18 protein-coding genes and 11 tRNA genes are annotated in these 20,924 nt (G+C 36.2%); 3 read left to right on the top strand and 26 right to left on the bottom strand.

Annotation, left to right across the window (positions count from 1 at the left end; genetic code table 11):
• Positions 1-2 precede the first annotated feature (2 nt).
• The 6 genes from BLV55_RS07630 to hflX all read right to left on the bottom strand — a co-directional run bounded on the left by BLV55_RS07630 (position 3) and on the right by hflX (position 4,876).
• Positions 3-719 (bottom strand): YebC/PmpR family DNA-binding transcriptional regulator, encoded by a 717-nt coding sequence (locus BLV55_RS07630; protein ID WP_093313010.1) that lies wholly within the window; start codon positions 717-719, stop codon positions 3-5.
• Between the two features lie 97 nt (positions 720-816).
• Positions 817-1,569 carry an NAD(+) synthase gene (gene nadE / locus BLV55_RS07625; RefSeq protein ID WP_207646060.1) on the bottom strand — a complete coding sequence of 251 codons (753 nt, stop codon included), beginning with the start codon at positions 1,567-1,569 and terminating at the stop codon, positions 817-819.
• A 154-nt stretch (positions 1,570-1,723) separates the two neighbouring features.
• Positions 1,724-2,125, bottom strand: coding sequence for a CoA-binding protein (locus tag BLV55_RS07620; RefSeq protein WP_242870069.1), 402 nt, complete (start codon positions 2,123-2,125; stop codon positions 1,724-1,726).
• A 76-nt stretch (positions 2,126-2,201) separates the two neighbouring features.
• Positions 2,202-2,882, bottom strand: coding sequence for a YigZ family protein (locus BLV55_RS07615; RefSeq protein ID WP_093313008.1), 681 nt, complete (start codon positions 2,880-2,882; stop codon positions 2,202-2,204).
• A 149-nt stretch (positions 2,883-3,031) separates the two neighbouring features.
• On the bottom strand, positions 3,032-3,463 hold the full coding sequence (locus BLV55_RS07610; protein WP_093313006.1) for an NUDIX hydrolase: 432 nt from the start codon (positions 3,461-3,463) through the stop codon (positions 3,032-3,034).
• Between the two features lie 120 nt (positions 3,464-3,583).
• Entirely contained in the window at positions 3,584-4,876 is a 1,293-nt protein-coding gene (hflX, locus tag BLV55_RS07605; protein WP_093313004.1) for a GTPase HflX, read from the bottom strand.
• A gap of 225 nt (positions 4,877-5,101) precedes the next feature.
• On the opposite strand from hflX, the gene BLV55_RS07600 reads away from it, so the two are divergent.
• Together BLV55_RS07600 and BLV55_RS07595 are read left to right on the top strand one after the other, a co-directional pair.
• Positions 5,102-7,915 carry a transglycosylase domain-containing protein gene (locus tag BLV55_RS07600; RefSeq protein WP_093313002.1) on the top strand — a complete coding sequence of 938 codons (2,814 nt, stop codon included), beginning with the start codon at positions 5,102-5,104 and terminating at the stop codon, positions 7,913-7,915.
• 11 nt (positions 7,916-7,926) lie between these two features.
• Positions 7,927-8,427: a MogA/MoaB family molybdenum cofactor biosynthesis protein gene (locus tag BLV55_RS07595; protein WP_093313001.1), complete on the top strand. Its 501-nt coding sequence runs from the start codon at positions 7,927-7,929 to the stop codon at positions 8,425-8,427.
• 61 nt (positions 8,428-8,488) lie between these two features.
• Here the strand turns inward: BLV55_RS07595 and moaC are convergent, their stop codons facing one another.
• From moaC to BLV55_RS07565, 6 genes are all read right to left on the bottom strand, one after another.
• The gene (gene moaC / locus BLV55_RS07590) at positions 8,489-8,989 is read right to left on the bottom strand and encodes a cyclic pyranopterin monophosphate synthase MoaC (RefSeq protein WP_093312999.1); all 501 of its coding nucleotides are present in this window, start codon (positions 8,987-8,989) and stop codon (positions 8,489-8,491) included.
• Positions 8,977-10,179, bottom strand: a complete 1,203-nt coding sequence (gene thiI / locus BLV55_RS07585) for a tRNA uracil 4-sulfurtransferase ThiI (protein WP_093312997.1) — start codon at positions 10,177-10,179, stop codon at positions 8,977-8,979. The genes moaC and thiI overlap by 13 nt, the downstream gene beginning before the upstream one ends.
• A gap of 4 nt (positions 10,180-10,183) precedes the next feature.
• Complete coding sequence (locus BLV55_RS07580; RefSeq protein ID WP_093312995.1) at positions 10,184-11,344, bottom strand: cysteine desulfurase family protein; 1,161 nt, start codon at positions 11,342-11,344, stop codon at positions 10,184-10,186.
• Positions 11,345-11,424: 80 nt separating this feature from the next.
• The gene (locus BLV55_RS07575) at positions 11,425-12,834 is read right to left on the bottom strand and encodes an S-layer homology domain-containing protein (RefSeq protein ID WP_093312993.1); all 1,410 of its coding nucleotides are present in this window, start codon (positions 12,832-12,834) and stop codon (positions 11,425-11,427) included.
• 1 nt (position 12,835) lies between these two features.
• Entirely contained in the window at positions 12,836-13,069 is a 234-nt protein-coding gene (locus BLV55_RS07570) for a hypothetical protein (protein ID WP_093312991.1), read from the bottom strand.
• A 198-nt stretch (positions 13,070-13,267) separates the two neighbouring features.
• Positions 13,268-13,906 (bottom strand): YczE/YyaS/YitT family protein, encoded by a 639-nt coding sequence (locus tag BLV55_RS07565; protein ID WP_093312989.1) that lies wholly within the window; start codon positions 13,904-13,906, stop codon positions 13,268-13,270.
• Positions 13,907-14,105: 199 nt separating this feature from the next.
• Between BLV55_RS07565 and BLV55_RS07560 the strand changes: the two genes are divergently transcribed.
• Entirely contained in the window at positions 14,106-14,543 is a 438-nt protein-coding gene (locus BLV55_RS07560) for a Dps family protein (protein WP_093312987.1), read from the top strand.
• Positions 14,544-14,613: 70 nt separating this feature from the next.
• On the opposite strand, the gene BLV55_RS07555 is transcribed toward BLV55_RS07560, so the two are convergent.
• From BLV55_RS07555 to BLV55_RS07490, 14 genes are all read right to left on the bottom strand, one after another.
• A complete protein-coding gene (locus BLV55_RS07555) occupies positions 14,614-16,755 on the bottom strand; it encodes an ATP-dependent helicase (protein ID WP_093312985.1) in 2,142 nt (713 codons plus the stop codon).
• A gap of 68 nt (positions 16,756-16,823) precedes the next feature.
• Positions 16,824-16,899 (bottom strand) — tRNA-Phe (locus BLV55_RS07550).
• Positions 16,900-16,904: 5 nt separating this feature from the next.
• A tRNA-Pro gene (locus tag BLV55_RS07545) sits at positions 16,905-16,981 on the bottom strand.
• A gap of 22 nt (positions 16,982-17,003) precedes the next feature.
• A tRNA-Ser gene (locus tag BLV55_RS07540) sits at positions 17,004-17,095 on the bottom strand.
• A 4-nt stretch (positions 17,096-17,099) separates the two neighbouring features.
• Positions 17,100-17,173, bottom strand: a tRNA-Gly gene (locus BLV55_RS07535).
• A gap of 69 nt (positions 17,174-17,242) precedes the next feature.
• Positions 17,243-19,255, bottom strand: coding sequence for a SpoIID/LytB domain-containing protein (locus BLV55_RS07530; protein ID WP_093312983.1), 2,013 nt, complete (start codon positions 19,253-19,255; stop codon positions 17,243-17,245).
• A 96-nt stretch (positions 19,256-19,351) separates the two neighbouring features.
• Entirely contained in the window at positions 19,352-20,185 is an 834-nt protein-coding gene (locus tag BLV55_RS07525; RefSeq protein WP_093312981.1) for a DegV family protein, read from the bottom strand.
• Between the two features lie 123 nt (positions 20,186-20,308).
• Positions 20,309-20,385 (bottom strand) — tRNA-Arg (locus BLV55_RS07520).
• Positions 20,386-20,388: 3 nt separating this feature from the next.
• Positions 20,389-20,462 (bottom strand) — tRNA-Cys (locus BLV55_RS07515).
• A gap of 6 nt (positions 20,463-20,468) precedes the next feature.
• Positions 20,469-20,544 (bottom strand) — tRNA-Lys (locus tag BLV55_RS07510).
• Positions 20,545-20,550: 6 nt separating this feature from the next.
• Positions 20,551-20,625 (bottom strand) — tRNA-Gly (locus BLV55_RS07505).
• A 24-nt stretch (positions 20,626-20,649) separates the two neighbouring features.
• Positions 20,650-20,732: transfer RNA gene (locus BLV55_RS07500), tRNA-Leu, on the bottom strand.
• Between the two features lie 34 nt (positions 20,733-20,766).
• Positions 20,767-20,843, bottom strand: a tRNA-Asp gene (locus tag BLV55_RS07495).
• Between the two features lie 4 nt (positions 20,844-20,847).
• Positions 20,848-20,923, bottom strand: a tRNA-Val gene (locus BLV55_RS07490).
• Between the last annotated feature and the right edge of the window lies 1 nt (position 20,924).

Raw genomic sequence — 20,924 nt, 5'->3', positions numbered from 1 at the left:
CTTTATTGTTTACTCCAATTGTGATGAATCTCTTGAACATCATGGTTATCTTCTAGCATATCAATCAATTTTTCCATTCTAATACTATCTGTTTCTGATAAGTGGATTAAGTTAGTCGGTTTGTATATAATGTCTGAGTCTAGTATTGAGTAACCTTTTTTTAGTAGTGCATCCTTAACCTCCAAAAACATCGAAGGAGTAACCTTTACCTCATAAACCTCTTCATCAGCCTCAAGATCATCAGCGCCTACTTCTAAGGAGTCTGCCAGAAGCATCTCTTCTTCAATCAACTCGCTTTTTTCAATAAGAATTTGACCAATTCGTTCAAACAAGTAAGAAACACAGCCGCTAGTTCCAAGATTTCCGCCATTCTTATCAAATATATACCTTATTTCTCCAACGGTCCTATTGCGGTTTTCTGTTAGAACCTCCAATATAACAGCTACCCCCGAAGGACCATAGCCTTCATACATTATCTTTTCAAAGGTCTGATTTCCGATTTCTCCGCTAGCTTTTTTGATAGCCCTTTGAATATTATCATTTGGCATATTAGAAGCTCTTGCTTTATCTAATGCTGTTTTTAATGATGCATTGTATTCCGGATCTTCACCTCCTTCTCGAATAGCAACAGTTATTAACCGATTCAACTTAGTATAAACAGACGCTTTCTTTGAATCCTGTTTGTTTTTTCTTTCTTTAATGTTTCCTATTCTTCCCATAACAATCTATATCTCCAATCTCGCATCGTTGTTAGAATATTCAGCTGTTACCAGCTTACATTTTAGCATAGCACAATGATTGATTCAATTATTCGTTTTAGATATCTGTTGTACCTTTATGCTGAGGTGGCATCTCTCTTTTATGTTGTGTTTTTTTGTGAAGTGTTTCAATAATTTCCCGCTCATTAGGGTGAATCGTTTCACCACTCAAGTAGGCATCAATTTTTTCATATGTAATTCCCATTTCTTCTTCGTCGGTTTGCCCTTCCCATAACCCAGCTGAGGGAGCTTTACAAATTATTGAATTCGAAATCCCAAGATGCTTTGCTAAGTGATAGACCTCTCGTTTAAGCAAGTCAGCAATAGGTAATATATCCACACCACCATCCCCATATTTAGTGAAATACCCTGTATATAGTTCAGGTGCATTGTCCGTTCCTACCACCATATAATTGAGTGCATTCGCCACAGCATATAAAGTGCTCATCCTAAGTCTTGCTCGAAGATTTGCATTTGAAGTTTTTAATGCTTCCTTGCTAAGCTTTTCTTTTATTTTTTCTAAGCCGACTACCTTTTGCATCAGTTTTTCATGCACATCACTCAAATCTATCACTTCACAGTATAGATCTATTTTTTCTGCAACAGCCAATGCATCTTCAACATCCGATTCACTATTAGAAATCGGAAGAATTAAAGCCATCGAATTATCAGGAGATGCCTGTTTAATCAGGTTAGCTACCACTGCCGAATCAACTCCTCCTGATAGCCCAACAATGAATCCTGATGTGCCAGATTCTTGCATTTTTTTCTGAAGCCATTCGATTTTTCTAGTTGTTAACAATTCCATCATGTTATCCAAAAGTAGATCAACCCCTAATTGTGTACATATATTTCTAATCATTATATCACACTATTCCTTAAAAATAATAAAAATCCTTTATCATTGTAAAAGCGACTTTCTACTTTTTACAACAATCAAGGATTTTTATGGTTATTCAATACTACTATTGATTCCCTAACGTCACCAATACACAGTTGTTATACACGATTTTCAAGTCTAATTTTTTTGCTGTTTCAAGAACTTTTGCATCATAAGTGCCGGGTTGAAACCAAACATATTCAATACCTGTTTGATTAATTTCATCTAATAAAGACAGCGTTACATTAGGTGGCACAACTACACTTATACAGTCCGGTTCTTCCGGCAAACTAAGCAAATCTGAGCAGAGTTCCTCTCCTTCTAGCTCTTTATAATTAGGATTCACCCCATAAACTTTGTACTGATGCTCTTGTAATGTCTTATATATCTTATATCCAAATTTATCCACGTTTGGTGTTGCACCAACTACTGCCCATGTCTTTTTTTTCATCATTTCACTTTTGATTTCTTCCATTGCCTCCATCATCTACCAACTCCTTTCACTCCACGAATGTTATTACAGTATCATTCCACATCTGTCTTATACCCAATGGCTATCGATTTCACTCGTTTGGTGGATCTCTATTTTCCAAATATTCTATGTCAAGCTGATTGAATTCTATTATATCTCCTGTTATTTCTATCATTTTATCCATGTACATTTTTACCTGTCTGACTGGCAATGGTATTTTAAAAGATACTCTATCTGTGAAACTTATCGGCTCTATCAATATTTGTCTTTTCTGTAAAAAGTACTCTATTTTACCCCAAAAGGAATAATCTACTGTTATCTGTATCCATTGATACAGCTTTTTTTCTATTTCTACTGCTTCTTCAATGGCGCTTAACGCTGTTCTGGAATAAGCTCTTTTAAGTCCGCCAGTTCCTAATTTCTTACCACCAAAGTACCGAACCACTACGGCTATAAGATTTTTCAATTCACGATTGCGTATTATTTCTAGAATTGGCATACCAGCTGTTCCTGAAGGTTCTCCATCATCATCATATTTTTGGATATCCTTTTCAATTCCAAGGGAATAGGCATATACATAGTGGGTAGCATTCGGACATTTGTTTTTTACGTATTCAATTACAGAAGCTGTTTGTGAAGTATTTTCAACGCTAGCGACATATGCAATAAACTCGGATTTTTCGATAAACACACGATGCCACTTTTCGTTTTTAATCGTTTTATAGCTTTCTTTCATACTTACTATCGATTTTTTACTGGTTATATCTGACATATCTATTCCCTCTCAGTCTTTTTTATCCAATGAGTACCACCACTAAGAATCCTATTTATCTTGCTGTATCCTCAAAAAGAACAGAACCAAAGCCGATGCACAACTTTGATTCTGTCTTTTGTATTTTATAGCTATTCTGCCTTCTACTTTTATATGGCAACTTTTTCTTTCATTAATTCTTTATATTTCTTATACGAAAGGCTTACCAAGGATCGATCCTGACTGTAAGTTATTTTCTCCAAGGCTTCTTCGATTGGGAAAAACCCACCATCCTTAAAGCCTTCACTCTCATTCACCTCATGTTCTTTGCTGTGAGCTTTCATAATATACCAGACAATTTGGTTGCATACAGGTTCTTTGCGAGAAACAGAAAAAAATTCGTAACACGTCTCACCCGCCGTTGATAAAATCTCAGCATTCACCCCTGCCTCAAATTCGACTCGGTGATGTGCTGTATCAGAAGCCAGCTCGTCATTACGAATTTTTCCTTTTGGTAGTACCCATTCGCGTTTCTCATTTTGCAGGATAAACACCTGATTTGCATAAAAAACCACACCGCCTGCGCAGTTTCTGACAATCATGGTAATTCCTCCTTTTTTTACTTATTTTCTTACTTTAATCATAACCTATATAAAAATATTTTACAAGAATTTTACAAAAAGTTAATATTTATTTGATGACACGAAGTTTCAAAATGGTATTTAGATCTCTTCAACGAGCCATTTATTTAACTTCTTTGCTTTCTCATCAAAAACACCTCTAAAAACAATACTGTTTTCTGAATATTCTATTTCTGTAACATTTCCAATTTTACGTGCATATTCCAGTAACTCTATTTGATGATAAGGGATTTGAAATGTTTTCACTCGAGAATCCTGCACTAAGGTTTCTTTTATTTGTCCAATTAACCTGTTTACATCTTGATTATTTTTTGTTGAAATCCATTGTACAGATTCTTTGTTAGTCAGATAAATTGGATTTGTTGGTAGTAGATCTCTTTTATTCATTACGGTTAAAACAGGTATATGGTTGCATTTAATATCCGATAAAATCTGAAGTGTTGTTTCTTCATGCATTTCTTTGTTCGCCGAGGAACTATCTATCACGTTCAGAATAAGATCTGCATAGCTTATTTCATGAAGTGTTGTATTAAATGATTCAACCAGTTCATGCGGAAGTTTTTTTATAAATCCAACCGTATCTAGCACAAGAAATTCAAACTTATCAGGAAGCGTTATTTTTCGAAAGTTAATTTCCAAACTGCTGAATACCTGGTCAGCAAATAAAACTTTTTTTTGATTTTGACCACTTATACTTATATCGATAAATGCGTTTACTAACGATGACTTACCGGCATTCGTATATCCCACCACCGCTACTAAAGGCATTGCGCTAGTTTTTCTTTGTTTGCGTCTGATATTATTTTGTTCTTTAATTTTTAATAGCTTTCTTTTGATTCTTCCCATTTCTTGTTTGATATGTCTACGGTCCTGTTCCAGCTTCATTTCCCCCGGGCCTCTTGTTCCAATCCCGCCTCTTTGTCTCGACATTTCAATGCCCTTACCTTGTAATCTTGGCATTTGATATTGTAATTCAGCTAATTTAAGTTGGAGTTTTCCTTCTAAGCTAAACGCTCTCTGAGAAAAAATACTTAAAATGATATGAAATCGATCAAGCACCGGAAAACCTGTCAACTCCTCAATCCTTTGTTTTTGTACAGCACTAATAGAGTCATTACAAATGATAACCCGAGAAGTTTTGTTATCTATTTGTGCCATCATTCCTTCCAGCTTACCTTTCCCAAAGTAATATTGTGGGTGAGGTGTGGTTCTCTTTTGAATGAATTTTTGAGTAATACGATAGCCACAAGTTTCCGCTAATGATTTCAATTCGTTCATTTCATCAAATATTTTATATTGCTCTTTACTATGCCGATAAACACCAAACATAATGCCTTCTTTTTGTAAATCGTTATTACCGGTGTTCAATTTCATGTTGCCTCCTTCATTAGAGTAAGTCGTAAACTTTAGAGTGCGTCATCAATTGTCTCATTCTCCATCATCTGTCAACTATCTTTTATAAATCTTTTCATCATGATATAATGAGCTGTCTTAAATTATATCATAATTGAATAGCAATCCTTTAGTTTTGTATTTTTTTCACTTATGATATAATCTTATCGCTAAGTTAAGAATTGTGAATGTTATGGAGGGACTAATATGTCAATAAAAAGAAGCTCTTACCAAGAAAACAGGACGGCGAGAGCATCAAGTTCAAAAAAGAAATCAAAAAAGAAATCATTCTGGCCAAAATTGTTTTGGGGATCAATGATTGCGCTGGTTTTATTATTTTTTTTAGTAGCTGGTACTGCCATTGGTGTTGTTACTGGAATAATAAGAGAGATGGAACCAGTAGACGCTAGTAATATTTATACGTTTCTAGACGAAAGCTCTTTTATCTATGATAGAGAAGGAAATCTTATCGAAAAAGTACAAACGGAAGGTCATCGAGAAATACTTGATTTCGACCAAATACCCGAACACTTAATCAATGCCATTATCGCCATTGAAGATGAACGTTTTTGGGATCATAATGGTATTGATGTTAAACGGATATTCGGCGCTTTTTGGACTAATCTTCGCACTGGTTCCCGACAGGGTGCTAGTACTATCAACCAGCAATTGGCTAAAATTATTTACTTATCACCTGAGCAGACCTATACACGCAAAATTAAAGATGCTTATTATGGAGTGCAGTTGGACCGTCAATTAAGCAAAAAGCAAATATTAGAAGCTTATGTTAATACGATCAACTTAGGTAGTGTTGCTTTTAGTGGCTCTTACAGTGTTCAAGCCAATGGTGTTCAGGCTGCTTCACAACTCTACTTTTCTAAAGATGTTAGTGAGCTTACCAATGCTGAAGCCGCTTTAATTGCTGGAATTCCAAGAAATCCAAGGCGGTATTCACCTGTATCCATCATTAGGAAAGATCAAGTGCGGGAAGATCATATTGTTTATTACGATGACGATGACGAATATAGCACTGTCTTTAATCCAGAGACACTTCCACGCATGAGGCTAGTCTTAAATAATATGCATCGTCTCGGTTATATTACCGATAGCGAGTATGAAGAAGCATTAAATCAGGATATTGCTGCCAGCATTAAACCTAATAGATTAAGCGGCAGTGAAGTATCATCTTTTTTTGGAGAACTTGTACAACGTGATGTGTTAAGAGCCCTCGAAAATGCTGGTTATTCAAATCAAGAAGCAACTCATATGCTTCAATCCGGAGGACTTAGCATCCATAGTACTTTGGACATGCGAATGCAACAAATTATGGAGGAAGAATTTAATAAAGTTGAAAATTTTCCCGGAACATTAAGAGATTCTGATGGTAACTTTTTATTAGATGAACAAGGAAATGTGCAACCTCAGTCGTCCATGGTCATTATGGATCAGGAAAGTGGCCAAATAAAAGCCTTAATTGGCGGAAGAATGACTAGTGGTCATCGAATTTATAATAGAGCTCTTTCAACCAGACAACCAGGCTCTGCTATCAAGCCGTTAGCCGCTTTCACTCCAGCAGTTGATCTAGGAATGACCGCTGCAACCGTTATTGATGATGTGCCTTCTTACTTAAATCCACAAGCACCCAACACTTCATGGCCACGGAACCATTATAATAGCTTTTACGGCTTGATGACCATGAGAGAATCACTTCGAATCTCCAGTAACGTCGGCGCTGTTCGATTTGCTGAAAAGTTGGGTGAGTATGACAGCCGACCACAATATGCGGTAATGTTTGATTATATGGAAAGAATGGGCATCACTTCTCTTGTTGGTAGTGACAATCCAGTTATACGAAATGGAAGAACCTCAACAGATGAGAATTACTCAATGGTACTAGGTGGAATGACTCGTGGTGTTTCTCCAATGGAAATGACTGGAGCTTTTGCCACGCTTGCTAACAAAGGCGTTTACACAAAACCTATCACCTTCACAGAAGTGTACGATCGTCGAGGCAATCTTATCTTGGAAAACCAACCAGAAAGAGATCGTGTGGTTAGCGATCCAGTAGCCTTTGTCATGACAGATCTCTTGCGAGATGCTGTTACTTCTGGAACCGGTTCAAGAGCCAGAATAGATCAAGGTAACAGCCGCATTCCTGTTGCAGGTAAAACAGGTACAACTAACGACCAGAAAGATGCTTGGTTCGTCGGTTACACTCCTTATTATACGGCTAGCGTCTGGATTGGTCATGATTTGCCAGAAAAACTTCAGCAAGGTAGTAGAATGGCCGCTGAATTATGGCAAAAAATTATGTTTCGCGTCCACGAAGGTCATGAACCAAAGGGATTTGAAACCCCCGATAATATTATCAGAGTCAGCGTTTGTTCAAAGTCTGGTAAACTGCCAACTGAGTACTGCACGCTTGATCCTCGCGGAAGTACTGTACGATCTGAAATTTTCATCAGAGGTACTGAACCAACTTCTTATTGCGAGGTGCATGTACAGGCGGATATCCATGCTCCCACAGGAAAACTAGCAACTGAAGATACGCCTTCTCATGAAATAGAGACTAGAATATTTACACAGCGTGAGACTCCTTATTATCCAGAGGAACATAATGGAATTGTTCCAAGAGACTGGGAGTACGAACTTCCAAGAGATACTTATGATCCTTATGAAGACAGTCCGGAAGGGATTGATTACGATCCCGGATACGAATATGATCCAGACAATTCCTTTAATGACAATGACCATTCATCAGACGATGGAGCTGTTGACGATGATCGTCCATCAACTGTTTCCAGTCGAACCTTAAGAACTCAACCACTAAACATCGAAGGAACGGCAGAACTGGCCTTATATCGAGTTGATGGTGAACAACGCACTTTGCTTGAAAGAAAAAGCCATAATATTGAACAGCATGGAGAAACAGCTGAGTTTAGAGTTACTGGCGCCGGAACACAAAAATTTGAAATTGAAGTTAACGGTTCTGTTGCTTATTCAGCTACTGTAGAATTTTAGGAGGAATATTTATGTTTACTGTAGGAATTATCACAGCAAGTGATAAAGGTTCAATGGGAGAACGAAAAGACGAGAGTGGTCCTGCTATTAAAAACTTCATCAACAACATGGGTGGTATCGTGAAACAGTACCACATTGTTCCAGATGATAAAGAAGCTCTCATAAGTGAAATGATACAGATGTGCGATAATGAAAAGCTTGATCTGGTTCTAACTACTGGTGGCACTGGTTTTTCCAAACGTGATATTACACCTGAAGCTACTTTAGCCATAATCCAGCGCCATATTCCCGGTTTCACAGAACTAATTCGTTTAAAAAGCTTTGATAAAAATCCTCGTGCGATCCTATCAAGAGCTGTTTCTGGCATAAGAAAAGAAACAATCATTATTAACCTTCCAGGAAGCCCCAGAGGAGCTTTAGAGGCACTGGAAATTATCCAACCAGCCTTGGTACATGGAATTGAAATCTTAAAAGGAACGGCTATCGAATGTGGTAATTCACATCAGCAATAGTTTTAAATCTAAAAAAAGCACCTGCATTCTTTCATTAGGCAGGTGCTTTTTATTCGTCTTTTCATTCTTCTAATAGCTTTTCGTATCCTTCTCGCACGTAATCTCCTGACTTTCCACCAGACTTTTTCAATAATTTTATATCCGTTATTTCCATTTCTCTGTCTATGGATTTACACATATCATAAATCGTTAACGCTGCCACAGAAACAGCGGTTAATGCTTCCATTTCCACTCCTGTTTTTCCAGTCGTTCTAACAGTCGCTTTTATATCAATTCGGCTACTTTCTTCGTCAGTTTCAAACTCAACATCGGCTCCAGTAAGAAAGATATTATGACACATCGGGATCAGATTGCTTGTGTTCTTCGCTGCCATAATACCAGAAACTTGAGCAACAGCGAGTACATCTCCTTTTTTTATTTTTTGATCCATTATTCTACGGAGAGTTTCTGGCTTCATGAAAATACTTGCTGATGTTACTGCTTCTCTTTGCGTATTGAGCTTATGCCCTACCTCTACCATATTAGCTCTACCACTTTTGTTGAAGTGTGTTAAGTCTCCCATAGTAAATCCTCCTTACTTTCGCTTTTTATCCATTGCATTTCCATTGAATTATATAATTCTTCTGTCAACTTTTCAATATCAAGCATCTCTTCCGATTTCTTTATTTTATCAACACGTGGTTTTGTAACAGGTTTTTGAGGAAGAAATACGGTACAGCAATCTTCGTAAGGTAATATGGATGTTTTATATGTTTTAATCATCTTTGCTACCTCAATAATATCCTGTTTATCCATAGCTATCAGAGGTCTTAATATTGGTAACGTTGCAACTTCTGTCGTAACCCTTATACTTTGAATCGTCTGGCTTGCCACTTGACCAAGAGATTCCCCTGTTATTAACGCATCACATTTATTTTCATCAGCAAGCTTTTCTGCAATCCTGGTCATCATTCTCCGAACCAAAATAGTTCCCTCTGATTCTGGACAGGTGTCTGCAATAGCTTGTTGAAAAGGTAATAAATTTACAGAAAATAATTGAATTGATCCACAATAGGCTGACATTCGTTCCGCTAGTTCAACTACTTTATCATAAGCCCTCTCGCTAGTATATGGGTAACTATGAAAATGAACCGCTTTTAATAAAACTCCTCTTTTCGCAACCATCCATCCAGCAACCGGACTATCAATACCACCAGAAAGCAATAGCATTGCTTGTCCGTTACTCCCTTTCGGTAATCCACCAATCCCTTTTTCTCTATCCGTAAAAATATATGCTTCTTCTTTAACTTCTACATAAATCGTTACATCAGGATGATGAACATCAACTTCTAAATCATCAAATGAATGAAGTAGAAAACCTCCAACTAAGCGACTTAACTCCAAAGACCCTATGGGATAGTTTTTATCCGTTCTCTTTGATTCCACCTTAAAAGTCTTTATTTTCTTTAGGGCTTTTACCTCTTTCATTTCCTGTAATGCGGCAGACTTAATTACTTCAATATCTTTTTCAACCACTGAAGCAATCGATATTAGATCAACTCCAAAAACATGTTTTAACCTTTCAATCATTTTTTGGTGATTGTCATGATTCACCGGAATATATACACGATTATGTTTTTTAAACATTTTGAGTATACCCATTGGTTTTAAGACCCTGTGCAAATCACTCAAAAGTTTATCTTCAAAAAACTTCCGATTCTTTCCTTTTAATACCGTTTCTCCACTACGGATAATAATTTCTTTTCGAACCATTAATTCACCTCTTTACCCATCTTCTAATCTGTTTACAGTGTTTTGCTATTTTATCCGTAAAATAGACTATTTCTTGATCTTCAAGCATTTCATCAAAACTTACTCGAATAATCCCATCTTCCCATTCCGATGGTACATTCATTGCTTTTATCACATGACTTATTTTACTATTACTTGAATTGCATGCCGATCCTGCTGAAAGAAATATTCCATCCGCCTCCAACGAATGTATCAAAACTTCTCCTTTCATCTTCTTAAAGGCTATCATGATAATAGATGGCACCTGACTGGTTGCTGATTCAATGATATGAAAATCATCTACTTTCTTGCTAAGTTCTTTTATGATCTTTTCTCTGATCTCATGTTTTTTACGATTATTCTTTTCCATATTTTGATGACAATTCGATACCGCTTTTTCAAAACCTAGTAATGCCGGAGTGTTTGTCGTCCCAGAACGGTTGTTATTTTCCTGTCCGCCTCCTCGTATCAACGGCAGTAGTTTATCGGGTTTTTTAACCCAAAGCGCCCCTATTCCTCTTGGACCTTTAATTTTATGAGCACTTATGCTATAAGCGTCTACCCATGAAAGAATATTTTTAATTGATATTTTCCCAAATGCTTGCACTCCGTCTACATGTATGAAGGCATCAGGAGCATACTCTTGAATTAATTTTACAGCTTCTTCAATTGGCTGAATAATCCCTGTTTCGTTATTTACATGCATTAAAGAAATAAAAGCAACATGATTTTTTCCTTTTTTTAATAGATTTTCCAAATGATCCAAAGAATACTGTCCAGATTTTTCTACATTTAGTACGCTCAGTTCTTTTGATAGTGACCAAAATTTCATTGGTTCCAGAACTGACTTGTGTTCTATGGATGAAGTTAGAAAACTGTCTGGTTTTTGAAATGCTTTTATCCCTTGACTAAAAATAGCATGATTGTTTGACTCCGTCCCACCAGAAGTAATGATCATTTGATCCATATTGCCCGAAAGGTATTTCGATATTTTTTTCTTCGCTTCTTTACAACGCTTTTCAACTCTACTGCCAAAAGAATGGGCAGAAGAGGGATTCGCATATAGACTCATGTAAGCTTTATTCATTTCTTCCAATACATCTGATGTTATCGGCGAAGTGGCCGCATGATCTAAGTAAATTTGCATCAATTAACTCCTTTTTACTATCATTCTATCTTTAACTTACAGGTTATATCATAACGAAAAAATGTATAAATGTAAAGCAGCTACTGGAGCAGTAGCTGCTTATGAATCGCATCTATTAAATAAACAAGTTCTTCTTTTTCATTTTCTGTTAATGTTTTCAATTGTAATGCATCGTTTGTTTTTTCGAGTATTTTTATCGATTCATTAATATTATTAGATTTGTTCGAGATATAGGCAATATTTTGAACTGTCTTTATCAAAATATCAAAATCGTTGGTTTCTTCGAGGAGACTCCAGTATATATTAAAAGCTTTCTCCAGGTTGTTTTTATCAATGTAGTGTTCACTAAGAAGATCTGCCATTCTTAAGTTTTCTTTCTTTTGTAATGTAGATTCTTGAAGTTTTTGGGCTGCCATTTCAAAAAGACCGGTATCGGCATAGGTTTTGCTAATTTCCATAAAATCAATAATTCCATCAATATATCTTTCAGATAATGAAAGATATTGCTGGATTGCTTCATTAGTCAATTTTTTTTTCTGTTGTAAGGTTAAGGACTCATCCTTTCTTATTAAATAATAGTGAGTGCCTATTTTATTTGAATAACCGGAGTCAACCAGTTCCCATAAGGTTTTTATTGGATCTGTATCATATAAATTACGTTCTTCGTAAGGTATAAATCCTATTATATCAATGTATTCCAATGAAGTAACAGCATCAACAAAGCGCCTGTGTCCTTTTGTATTGTTCAAATCATAGATTTCCGCCACCATAGTAAAGATTGGATAGTTAGGCCTCTGATTTTCTATCATTGGAAGAGGTACCAAATAATCTTCTTTAACATAGCTTAAATCTTCAAATATCTTTTTGGCTAAAGAAGCTGCCTCAGCACGGGTTATAGGCTTTTCAGGTCTAAAAGAACCATCGGGAAATCCTGTAATGATATCCCTAGTAACTAAGTTTTGTATCTGTTTATTTTTAGGATTTTGAAGATCTATATCCCATAATTTTGTAGGTGTCTGCATCTCCTTATTTAAGCTTGGTGTTGTGATGCTGGCACTTATCAAAGCTGCTTCATAACGAGTAATTTCCTTATTTGGCTTTAGCCTAGGTCCAGAAAAAACTTGTTTTAAATCAATTTCATTATGACTCGCCCCTTTCGCTCTCTGATAAAAAGATAGAACATGAGAATATGCCCAGTGCTCAGAGTCAAAATCTATATACCTTATTGAAGCTGATGTAATTTGTGGGTACGGTTCATTAGCTAATAGCAATAACTTATTCAAAATAGAAATAAACTCAGCTCGGGTAATCTGGTTATCCGGCCGAAATGTTCCGTCAGGATATCCTGTAAAAATTGAATAATCAAAGGTTGCCCAAAATATATATTCTTCTCCCCAATGATCTTGCGTGTCATCAAACATTGCAACTACTGTTATGTTAGTGCTCAGAAATATAATTACAGAAATAGCAATCCACTTTACTTTAACCATCTTAACCCTCCGTCATATCCTTAGTTTTTTTATGCTCTTCTTTATAATACCCACCACAGAGGCAAATAGTTTCAGGATCATAGGCATAAATAATATGAAAACCAAAAAACTTTTTAATTTCTATTTTAAGTACTTTGCTACTATACTTCAATTGTTTATGGACATATACTTCTACATCTTTAATGATCAGTTTCTGATATTCCTCTTCTCGTTTTGGTTTTTCACCTTTTACCAAAGGGATATAAGGCGCTGCTCAACAATATTTTCTGGTTTTCTCCTCAACAGTAATTGTCTTTTTCTTTCTTTTTTTCATACTCTGTACTAGTGAGTCTGTTAACTCAATAATCATTCTCTTCATCCTTCCGCATGATATTGAAATATTATATACCCTTTCATTAAAACGATAATACTATCTTGCAAAAGAATTTTTGAATCAATACGCTTTTTCTATAAACGAAATCAATACAGGCCTAAGCCATTTTGACAGAATTCCTATTAATTTTCCAACGCCTAAGGCAGCAATTAATGTTCCTTCTCGTAAACCTTGTACTTGCCCTGTAGCTACCAGAAGTAAAAATGCTGCAACAAGGACGCTGCTACAGTCAAAAATAATTTTCACTTTAGAAAATGGTATTCCTGTCTTTTTTTGTATTGATAAAACCATCCCTTCGGGTGGCTGCGGAACAAGGTTTGCCGTAAGATAAAATATAATGCCGATTGCAATCAACACTAAGCTAATTAAAAGCAAGTAAATTCTCGATAGATAGGTGTCAGGGTATACCGTTATTAGCAACGCATTTGAAAAAGAAACAAAAATACCAAACATGCTTGCAACACCTACTTGCAACAAATTTTTAGGATGAAATTCTTTTCTTAATAGAGCTATTTGAACCATTACATAAAACATAAACACTAATGCCGACATTAATCCCACGTCCTTATCCAAAACAATGCTCATTGCGTATGGAAAGGATGATACGGGCGAAACACCTAGTCCAGATTTAATAGAAAAAGCTACTCCCATTGCCAACAAAAACATACCTACGATATATATAATGACTCTTTTGATCATTGCAAACCACTCCACCAAAAACTCACCCTTTCCATATAAAAATACCAGTACTTCCTTTAGATAACTATTATAACAGATAAGCAATTTGAGACGAAAACAATTTTAATAATTATTATCAATTAATGTTTATATTGCTTTCTTTGTGGTATAATATAAATAGTTGCAAAAGAGCATTACAATTACCTAAAGGAGGAACATCATGAAAGACTACACAAAAATGAATGAGTATTTATCAAATCTGGCAGTTCTGAACATCAAACTGCACAACGTACACTGGAACGTGGTTGGACCACAATTTGTTCAAATTCATGAATATACTGAATCAGTGTATGATGATATGTTTGAAAAGTTTGATGCCGTTGCTGAATTAATGAAAATGCGTGATATTAGCCCGTTAGCTAAAATCTCTGATTATCTTAAACATGCTTCCGTAACCGAGTTAGACAAAGATAAGTTTAGCCGAGATGAAGCTCTTGAAATTGTTCAAAAAGACTTAGAAAAAATGAAAGCTCTTGCAACTGATATTAGAAATGACGCTGACGAAAATGGCGACTTTGAAGTAGTAGCTGAATTTGAGGATCATGTAGCTGGTTACAGCAAAAACTTATGGTTCATCAAATCCATGTTAACAAAATAAGCCTATGCAGGCTTGACCTTATCCTTAAAAGCCCGAATTGCGAATAGCAATTCGGGCTTTTAAAATTGCTTTATCTTTCACGCTTCTTTTTTTTTAGCACTTTTCCAGCATACTTCATAGAAATCTTTTTTTCTTCTATTCCAAATTTCACAACCACAAAATCATTTTTTTTGTGTAAGACAACCCCTTCTCCAAACTGATGATGAAAAACAACTGAACCAGTATCCAGCGATATCTCTCGTTCTGTCACTTTATCATCATAATGCTTTTTAATTGCTTTTAGCAAGGAATTAGCGTATGGTATCTGACATTTTATCTCATCAAGAAAAAACGATTCTTTTTGTTCTTTGTTGATTATTTTAGAAGAGGTTGACATTGTCACCTTTTTTCTTGCTCTTGTCATGGCAACATAGAATAATCTTCTTTCCTCTTCAATTTGATCAATGATACTTTTTTCGCTGATTTGTGCTTCTGCCTTTAAACTTGGTATAATATTTTCTGTTACATCAATAATAAATACATAATCATACTCAAGTCCTTTTGCTGAATGAATAGTGCTTAGGGTTATGTTTTGATGATCCTTAGCCGCTTTAAGCTTACTTATTTCTCCTTCTATTTCATTCAAATAATTGCGCCACTCCAGCGGTTCTTCTATTTTTTCTATTAGTTGATATAGTACGCTTATAATATGATCAGAAGAGGTGATAGAAAGCGAGCCATTACGTTTCAGAAATTCTTCATATCCAATGGATTGCAGAATATGTGTTAAGATGTTTCTCCCCTTCTTTGTTTTCAATTCCTCTAAAGAACTTGCCAATTTATTCAATTTTAATACCTGGTACTCTTCAATATCTGATTCTGTTAAAATAGATTTAATAATATGCCGATTGGGTGATCGTGTGTTAAGCACTTGCTCTAACTGTTCTTTTTTTATATATCCGCATATTCGGTAATAAATTCGTTTAAGTAAATCTTCTTGGTGGGGATTATAAGCATAGTCAATGATATCCAATATGTCTTTAACAATCCAATGCCTAAATACTTTTGTCGCTTGATCCCTTACGCTAAAAGGGATCTCTAACGCTAGTAAACGATGAATCATTGGCAAAGCGGATACGTTTTTTCTGTACAATATCCCTATTGAACAATCTTTGTTCTCTTTTAGCCGATTCGATATTAAATGAATTGTTTTTTCTACTTGCTCCTTTTCATTGCGATAGACTACGATTTCTGGCACTTCACGCTTTTCATTTCGTGTAAAAATATTTTTATGATACCGATGATGATTGTTTTGAATAAAGCCCTTACTTATTCTAATGATTTCTGATCCACAACGAAAATTTTCTTCTATATAATATTTCTTAGACTTACTAAAATGCTCACCAAAACCAAGCATAATAGATGGTGATGAGCCTCGAAAGCTATAAATTGTCTGGTCATCATCTCCAACGCATAAAATATTTTTATCATTGTTCAAAACTAGTTTGATAATTTCCCATTGTACCGGGGATACATCTTGAAACTCATCTAATTGCCAAAAATCGAAACGTCTACTAAAAAATTCACGATACTTTCTATTCTTTAACAGCAGAATATATGTCTTCGTCAATAAATCATTGAAATCTAATAAGTGATTTTTAGCTTTATATTTTTCATAAGTATCATAGATTAATGAAAATTTTTCTATATTCGTATCTAATTTCTCAATTTCTTTTTTTGTCATTAAATGATTTTTTGCATATCCAATAAGGCGATCTATCTCTTCTAATGTATCTTCACTCATAAAATCATTATAATGATAATGATAAACCTTCCTGAGTAAAATATTTTTATGATTTAGTCGTGAGCTTCCTTCGATAAGATGAAATGAACATTGTGTTTGGATCGAATGATGCTTTAATATTTGATAACAAAAAGAATGGATCGTCGAAAAGTGAACTTTTTTTACGGCAGGTATTAGTGGAGCAAATAGTTTGCTAAACCTGTTTTTCATATCGATAGCTGACGCTTTAGAAAAAGTAAGCGTTCCTATTCTTGTTGGATCTACTTTTTTTTCCAGTACTAGATTAGCCGTTCTTGTACATATGCAAGTAGTTTTACCTGCTCCAGCAACTGCTAAGACAAGTGCCGGGCCTGAAAAATGATTGACCACTTCTATTTGCTGGTAGTTTAGATTTATATCGTGTTGTCTTTCCAGCCATTTTAGTACCATGAGGACGCTCCTTATTTTATTTAAAAAATAACCACCTGTTCGCACAATTATGCGAAAAGCTGGTTTTGTGGTGCCCAGACGCGGAATCGAACCACGGACACGAGGATTTTCAGTCCTCTGCTCTACCGACTGAGCTATCTGGGCAAAACTGGTCCGGGTGGAGAGATTCGAACTCCCGGCCCCATGGTCCCAAACCATGTGCGCTACCAAACTGCGCTACACCCGGATGAAATTGGCTATAAGCCATATGGCGGAGAAGGCGGGATTCGAACCCGCGCGCCGCATAAGCGACCTAACGGTTTAGCAAACCGTCCTCTTGAGCCTACTTGAGTACTTCTCCAGTTTGGAGCGGGTGAAGGGAATCGAACCCTCGCGATCAGCTTGGAAGGCTGAAGTTCTACCACTGAACTACACCCGCATGTTGCTTGTGATAAGTAGTAACCACAAGAAACATAATAACAAATTTAATATCATTTGTCAATACATATTATTGAATACTTACACCTGTAAAGTAATGTTTTAATATATCATCATATCGATAACCTGCTTCTGCCATTCCTTTAGCCCCATACTGGCTCATTCCTATACCATGACCAAACCCTTTTCCTTCAAAATAATAGATATCGTTTTTTGTATCATACTCCAACTGAAACCAACTGCTCCTTAATCCAAATACATTCCTGCTTTCCTGTTTTATCAGTTCGCTATGCCCAAGGCTTCCTTCCACCATAAACGAAAGCACTCTTCCATTTGAGGAAATTTCTGCGACATACATGTGTTCTAATTCCCCTATCATGATATTATGATTCTTCAAAAGATCTCGAGCTTCTTCACCAGATATGGTTTTTTCCCAATTAGTATGTGGTGAAGAATACGAGTATTGATCAGAAACACCTCTGACATAAGGTACTGCATTAGTCCAAATATTTTCGCTGTCTTCAGTATGTCCACCACTAGTTGAGTGATAGTATGGAATTGCTAGGTGACCATTGTAGGTTATTATCTGGCCTCTTGTTGCATCAACAGCATGATTTGTACGCTGTTGTTCTGCTTCGTAACCGCCATATACTTGAGAATTAACCGTACTGCACAAGTGAAATCCCAAGCTTTCATATTTATTTAAGCTTGCTACTGCAAATCCTCTAGCAGCAACAGCTTGTGCTTTTAAGGCTTCTTCTGGCCAACTATGAGGCACTTCTCTCGGAACAACACCATAAAGATACTTTTCCATAGGCAATACGTTAATAATAGATAATCTGTTATTATTATCTATTAACGCGGTAACAGCTCCTCTGTATTTTTTTGATCCGATTTTTATAATTGAATTCGTATAATCTTGACCTGCTGATGCAAGATAAATAGGTTCATTTTTATCATATATGATAAAAGGTTGATTTGAAGCTGAAATAGCAATATACTTGTTTGATGGCTCTATTATTTTCCACTTCGTTTCATCTGTATGCCCTAAGTCTTTCACGGCATTTGCAGACTCTGTTTTGCTATGAAAAGGACCCATATAGATGTTCCAACCATCTGTCACTCTAGCGTATACTAAGTTTTCATCCGTATACTTTCTCATTCTTTTCATTTCTTCATTCATCTGATTTAATGATGAAAACGAAGTTTCTAAACCAACATAATAGTATGACTCTTGACTAATTGTAATATTTTTTGCATCATTTAATGTCAATACATCCTTAAAATTGTCATTCGCAAACATGCCCATTTGAAAACCACTATCAGATTCGATACTAATAGATGATACGGCTGTTTCACCAAAATAAAGCCCTATTTTAATATTATGAGGGATCATCGATGGATGATAATTACCCTTTTGCAAAAAGCGTGCATCAGGATCTACTCTTGTTTTCTGTCGCGTAACAGGCGTATTAGTAGATCTTCTTGTTGAATTTTCACTATTTATTTGTTCTATCTCAGCTTTAGCTATTTCTTCATTGCTTTCCTCTGATTTAGCAACTTTTTGATCTGTATCTTCAAGATAAAGTGAAGCCATTCTTGCATCCTGATTCCATTCTATGTTTCCAACCTCTGATAAAGCGTTAAAATATATCACCGTCTGTCCATCAATATTGTAAGATTCAACTTTTTCGCCATTGATATAGGTTTGAATGTCCGTATATAGAACATCATATAACTTAAGACCGGGGCTTGTATTATTATCTGTAGACGCTTCTTTTCCTACAATATTATTTTGAAAATCACGTTCTATACTTAACATCCTTTTCGCTGGAATCCATCTTACATCAAAACCATAGGATCTTAAATCTTCAACAATAACAGCGGTATACCCATTATAGTTAAAAGATGGAATATGTTTATTGTTGATACTGGCAATAATATCCGTTGATAAAACTTCACCTGTTTTATCACCCACTTCCAGTTGTGCATAAACTTTCATTCCTTGACTAGCCATCAGTAAGATCAAAAAAAAGCATGTTAATAAAGCTTTTTCAAAAGTAATAAACTTGTTTTTTTTCATAATCCCGGCTCCCCTTATTACTAGAATAAATATATTCTACTTAAAAAACACTTTACCGTAAATAGTTTTTAATAATCTGTTATCGATTTGTAAGGATTACACTGGTGCATAGCATATAGAAATACCTCCAATCCCAACATGTGTGCTGTTTACAGGTCCCATAGTAGTAACCGTTATGTCTTTGATGCCAGTTTGTTCTGTTATCATACTCTGTAAACGCATGGCTTCTTTTTCGGCATCACAATGGACAATTACAAGCTTCACCGATTCATATGAACAAATTGAATCATTTATCATATCCAAAAGATACTGATAGGTTTTTTGTTTACCTCTGGCATAATACACTACTTTCACTTGTCCATTTATTATTTTTGTTATTGGTTTAATATTCATTAGTTCTGTAATAATTCTTTTCGAAGGATTAACCCTGCCACCTTTAACAGCATTCTTAAGACTGTCTAAATATCCAACAACATTGACATTAGAACGATATGCTTCCAAGATACTAATTATCTTCTTACAACTAAACCCTTTGCGAGCTAATTGTGCTGCTTTAACCGTCACCAAACCCGTCCCCATTGTCCCTAACCTGCTATCGAAGACGTGGATATTACGTCCTATCTCTTTGGCCGCAATCATTGCTCCTTCGTAAGTTCCGCTAATTTCAGAGGACATATGAATAGAAATTATTTCTTCGTCAGCCTCAATAAACTGTTGATATACATTCAAGAAGGTCCCTGTAGAAGGCTGTGAGGTTTTCGGTAAAGATTTACTTTTTTCCATTTTTTTATAAAAATCATTATGTGACAAGTCAACGCCATCTATGTACTCAGCACCGTCAACTTCGATGCTCATGGGAATCACAATGATCTCATTTTTATCCTTCAAGTCTTTGGGTAAATCACTGGAACTATCCGTAATAATTTTCATGACTACTACTCCTTCCTTCTGATCTTTTAATAGTTAGAAAGGCTGCGATCTATTTACTTGCGATTTTACTATCATAACACAAAAAAGTTCCAAACGCATATCTACGTTGGAACTTTTTATTTTTGGTGCGCTCAGAGAGATTCGAACTCCCGACCTTCTGATTCGTAGTCAGACACTCTATCCAGCTGAGCTATGAGCGCATATGGAGGCGGCACCCAGATTTGAACTGGGGATAGAGATTTTGCAGACCTCTGCCTTACCCCTTGGCTATGCCGCCATAAAATGGTGACCCATCCGCGACTCGAACGCGGGACACCCTGATTAAAAGTCAGGTGCTCTGCCAACTGAGCTAATGGGTCGTAAAATGGAGCGGAAGACGAGATTCGAACTCGCGACCCTCGCCTTGGCAAGGCGATGCTCTACCACTGAGCCACTTCCGCAAATAACTCCATATATTAAAATGATGGTGCGGGTGGAGGGACTTGAACCCCCACGGTCGCCCGCTAGATCCTAAGTCTAGTGCGTCTGCCAATTCCGCCACACCCGCTTATATTTGTTACAAATAATTATTTTCAATAGAATGGCGACCCGGAAGGGACTCGAACCCTCGACCTCCAGCGTGACAGGCTGGCATTCTAACCAACTGAACTACCGGGCCTAAATGGTGGGCGCAACAGGGCTCGAACCTGTGACCCCCTGCTTGTAAGGCAGGTGCTCTCCCAGCTGAGCTATGCGCCCT

This window comes from Tindallia californiensis, from assembly GCF_900107405.1.
Taxonomy (GTDB): Bacteria; Bacillota; Clostridia; order Peptostreptococcales; family Tindalliaceae; genus Tindallia; species Tindallia californiensis.
This window is presented reverse-complemented; position numbering and strand designations above follow the sequence as displayed.